The sequence below is a fragment of the Lentibacillus sp. genome, from assembly GCF_035301675.1.
GTDB lineage: Bacteria > Bacillota > Bacilli > Bacillales > Amphibacillaceae > Lentibacillus.
Map to the genome: position 1 here is coordinate 1 of NZ_DATGTT010000057.1, position 4,776 is coordinate 4,776.

Below are 4,776 nucleotides of genomic sequence, written 5' to 3' on the forward strand. Positions count from 1 at the left end.
GGGTACCCCGTTGCAATGGCGATTATGCCCGCTATTCCGAGCAGAACCGGGTAAATACTATAGGGCATGATGGAAACGGGCGATATCGATGCAACGCCGGCAACCGCCAGCAGTTGTGCGCCATATGGCAAAATGCCCTGGAAAGCACTTGCGAAAATATCCAGCACGCTTGCTGTCCGGCGCGGGTCGACACCGAACCGTCCGGAGATCTGTTTAGCCAATGAGCCAACGCTGATAATCGCAATGGTATTGTTGGCCGTTGACAGGTCAAAAACACTGACAAGTCCTGCGACCCCCGCCTCAGCACCTTTTCTCGAGCGAATTCGAGTGCTGATAGTGTGCAGGAGGAAATCGATTCCGCCGTTCACGCGAATCAGTTCAACCAATCCGCCAAGTAAAATCGATAACAGGGCCAGCTCCTGCATGCCGGCCATGCCATCGCCAAGCAAATTCAGGAATTCCATGATATCAAACGTACTGTAAAAAAGCCCGACTGCTCCAGCGAAAACGATTCCGCCGATTAATACGTAAATCACATTCACCCCGGCGACGGCAAAAATGAGTACCGCAAGATAGGGCAACACCTTCACCAGATCATACGGGTGCTCACCGCTGATCGATCCGCCGGCATCCCATGTCATGACACCGAAAATAATAGCAGTCACGATGGCAGCCGGAAGGGCAATAAAGATGTTCACTTTAAATTTATCGTTCATTTTGACAGCTTGTGTTTTAACAGCAGCGATGGTTGTATCCGAAATGATGGATAAATTATCACCGAACATCGCTCCGCTGATGATCGACCCTAAAATCAGTGGGGTGCTCATTCCTGTCTGATCAGCGAGACCAACACCAATCGGAGCGAGGGCAACGACCGTTCCGACCGAGCTCCCCATGGAAATGGAAATGAAGCAGCCGATAATAAATAAGCCAACAATCAAAAGGTTTTCAGGAATAAAAGTCAGGCTGAGATTGACGGTTGAATCAACAGCACCGACGCCCTCCGCCACTGCGGAGAACGAGCCGGCCAGCAGATAAATGATAACCATAAGCATGATGTTGGGGTGCCCGGCCCCTTTGGTCAAATGATCAAGTTTATCCTGAAATGCCATTTTTCGGTTCATAAACAGTGCAGTCAAAACAGCGATAAAGACTGCAACAAGTACCGGCAATTTATAAAAATCGCCACTGAGAAGACCGGAGCCGATAAACAGAACTAGAAATATGAAAAAGGGTAATAATGCCGATGCGCGTCCTTTGTTCAATTCTGGTGCATTCATTGCTGTTCCTCCATTCGTTGTTGGATTCCTGTGGGTTCAGGGTTGTTGGATGATATATTGTGAAAAAACTGGTGTACTGGTTGTCCGTTGTTTTTAAGCTAAAAAACAAAAAAACCTCCCGTTTTGGAAGGCGTTCGACCGGACACCTTATCTTTCAAAACGCTTGAAACTGCGATTTGCTGGAATTGGCACCTTGCAATTAAGCTTGCAGGTTGCCGGGCTTCACAGGGCCAGATCCCTCAGCCGCTCTGGATAAGTTTTATGAAATTGGATAATAGAGAGTATAATACACGCTTGCAGTTATGTCAATAGAGCCGTTTGCTGGCTTTTCATCATGCGGGCTACAAGTCATTTAAACTTATCACTAGCTCCTGCGTCCAACCAATGTTCTTATGTGATTAGCTCTCTTGCAGCATTGTGAGCGGTCTTTAAGAAAGGATTGTGCCTCTTTTGATTCCTGGTTAGCGGTGAAATGTCTATTTTGTTGTTCGGATATTTGAAAGATGTTTGTTTAAAGGTAAGTTGTCAAAAAGGAACAGGGGGACGACTATTCACTTTCAAGCTACTCTTTACGCCCTTTTTCCTGTTTGACCTGCTTAATCCAGTCATCGATTTGTTCTTTAGTCCAGCCGGCTTTGTCTCCAATCATGACTGTCGGCTCAGGCAGCTTACGACAAAATATCAGAATTTTCCTATGTTAAAAAATGATCAACCCCTCAACCTGAAATTGCGAATATCGCAAGGAACCGTCTCCCATTTATATAATAGCAGGGGGGATATTTATTTTACCCGACAATATGTACATGAGTTATGCAGGGAATGCAAGTCTGTCCCTAAAAACATACATGATCTGTCCAACCTCTGAATAGCCATAAAGAAAGAGCTTCTAGCAGGGGGAGAATGTATGCTGCAATTCATTCTGGAGCTGTTCACCAGCGAACAGATAGCGAAAGACATTTTAGCGAATCCAACCACCGAACTGATTTTCATGATTCTGTTTACCTCCTTTTTCCTCACCGTTTTGGTTCATATCGGCTTATTTACAAAACTTAAAAAAATACGAAACTACATTACAACAACGAATCGATTGGATATGGAACCACTGAGCACCTTTCAAGCGGAGTATGACCGGATTCGGCAGGAGGAACCGGTCAAGCCGGAAACGTTTGTCCAAGCGAAATTTTCCGGCTGGCGTGTTTTTAACGTGCCGGTTGTCAATCTGATTAAAATGATTCAGATGACCGTTTCTGTTTTTATATTAATTGGGGTGTTGGGGACCTTTATCGGTCTGACCATCGCGCTGGGAAGTATCAATGTGACGGGCAGTCAATTGGTTGAGAACATAGCTGCTGTCCTGTCGGGGATTGATGTAGCATTTTATACCAGCATTGCCGGGATGGGGCTATCCCTGATTATGACCGTCCTGATTAAAGTGTTGAATACGGAACATATGCTGACGGATATCATGTTAAAAGTTGAATCAAATTTAGAAGGAAACGAACAGGATGGAATCAACCGGCTGATTGACGTGTCTGAAGCGATTGACCAATCGATTCAGCATCTCCAGGAAACGAATCAGCAGTCACTGACTGGGATTGAAAATGCGTTCGCCGGATTTCAGGAATACACCGCTGGACTGCAACAATCGGCAAAAGATCTGGCGGCATTTAATGATGGGCTTTCCAGTAATCTGGGGGAATTTCAGGAACTGTTCCACCATATGAAAGACGTGACGGATGGCTTTGGCGAGTCCACCACCAAGCTGAATAATAACTTTGATTCATTGTTTTCCTACTTTAAAAAGATGGATGGAAAAAATGAGCGAATGGTCAAAGCATTTGAACATACGTATGAGCGCGTTAAAGAAGTTTCAGAAGCGCAGATGGACAGCCTGAATCATTTCGAGGAGTCGGTTGGAGAGCTGAAATCCTTCACGTCGTCCATCATGGAAGAACAGCAATCCATTCACAATAAATTTGAAAACATCACACAGAAAAGCCATGACCTGGCAGAAAAAATGGAGGCACACAATCAGGATTTCAAACAGGTATTTGGAAGTGATCTCAGCTCGAAACTGACCGGAATCATTACGAATCTCGGCGATCTATCCAAGGACTTTGATAAAATGGGGGGCTCGATCAGCCAGTTGCCTCAAGCTCTTGAGGTGATCAATCAGACACAAGCGGAGTACAAGTATCTCTTGTCCGACCGATTTGACGAGCTGAAGGAGTTTAACCGGACCTTCAACAATCATCTGAAAGCTCATTCCGAGGAATCGAAGGCGTTTGAACGACAAATGCAGGAAGCGGCCCAAACGTATGAAAAGCTCGGTATGCAGAATAACCAGCTGATTCATGAAATAAACAAAACCATATCCCAGATAAATCAATCGTTCCAGCAGCGCGAAAACCAAGTTGATGCTAGTGTCGATGTTTTAAAAAATACCCTTTCCAATTATGTAGCTAATCTGGAAGGGATACTGGGCGACAAGCTTGATAAGGTCGCCCGGAACATCAATGATTCAGTAGAAATGACAAATAGTGGGATCAAGAAGGAATTCCAGGAAATAAAACGTCTGTCAGAAGACATTCAGCAAAGCAATTCCCGTTACATCCAGCAAACACTTCAGGATCTAAGCAGGGAGATACAAGGGCTGAACAGGCAGATGAGTGGGACCGGCCAGACCACTCAAACTATGAACGGTGCAGGGTTGAGGCGAAATGAATACTAAATATCATCGCCTTTTCAAAAAGGAGCAGGACGACGGGCATTTCTGGCCATCTTTTACCGACCTCTTGACCATTATTTTATTATGTTTCATCTTAATTTTCATTGCGATGATGATTATTAAATCACTGCAGATTGAAGAGATGAAAAAGACAATCGATCAGATCATGGGGGTTCGTTCCCAGCTGGTCAATGATTTACAGACAGAATTCAGCGATTCGCCAATGGGGATTGAAGTGGATGAGGAGACAGGTGCAATTATTTTTAATACGGAAATTCTATTTCCATATGATGAATCCGAACTGAAAAAGGAATCCTATCAGTTTTTGGATGAATTCGTGCCTAAATATCTGGATATCTTGCTAAAAAGCGGCTATGAAAAATATATTGCTGAAATCATTATCGAAGGGCATACCGACCGCGACGGGAGCTATATGTATAACATGCAGCTCTCACAGGAACGGGCCTACAGTGTTGCCGAATACATTCTGAGCGATGACTTTCCATATAAAAATATCCAGCAGCACCTGAAGGATAAATTAACCGTCAACGGCAAGTCATATACCGACTTCCGAACCGATGACACCGGCAATTACAGTGCAGAAGACTCCAGAAGAGTGGAATTTAAATTCCGGCTCAAGGACGAGGAGATTCTGGAGAAAACACGGGAGATTTTGAAGGAGTGAGTGCTGGGCAGCAACCAATTATTTATTGCACAAGTGTCCGCCAACTGCTGTTTCTGCCTCAGCAACAGTGCAGTATCACTGTC

The 4,776-nt window shown here is 44.7% G+C and carries 3 protein-coding genes and 1 riboswitch; of the genes, 2 read left to right on the forward strand and 1 reads right to left on the reverse strand.

What is annotated here, in order from left to right:
- Nucleotides 1-1,280 (reverse strand): Na+/H+ antiporter NhaC family protein (locus VK097_RS10235; RefSeq protein WP_324211711.1); only part of this gene is annotated, 1,280 nt, incomplete at its 3' end.
- A 144-nt stretch (nt 1,281-1,424) separates the two neighbouring features.
- A riboswitch (SAM riboswitch) is annotated at nt 1,425-1,539 on the reverse strand.
- A 645-nt stretch (nt 1,540-2,184) separates the two neighbouring features.
- Between VK097_RS10235 and VK097_RS10240 the strand changes: the two genes are divergently transcribed.
- Both VK097_RS10240 and VK097_RS10245 read left to right on the forward strand, forming a co-directional pair.
- Nucleotides 2,185-4,011 carry a MotA/TolQ/ExbB proton channel family protein gene (locus VK097_RS10240; protein WP_324211712.1) on the forward strand — a complete coding sequence of 609 codons (1,827 nt, stop codon included), beginning with the start codon at nt 2,185-2,187 and terminating at the stop codon, nt 4,009-4,011.
- Nucleotides 4,001-4,693, forward strand: a complete 693-nt coding sequence (locus VK097_RS10245) for an OmpA family protein (RefSeq protein ID WP_324211713.1) — start codon at nt 4,001-4,003, stop codon at nt 4,691-4,693. Before VK097_RS10240 ends, VK097_RS10245 begins: the two co-directional genes overlap by 11 nt.
- Nucleotides 4,694-4,776: the final 83 nt, after the last annotated feature.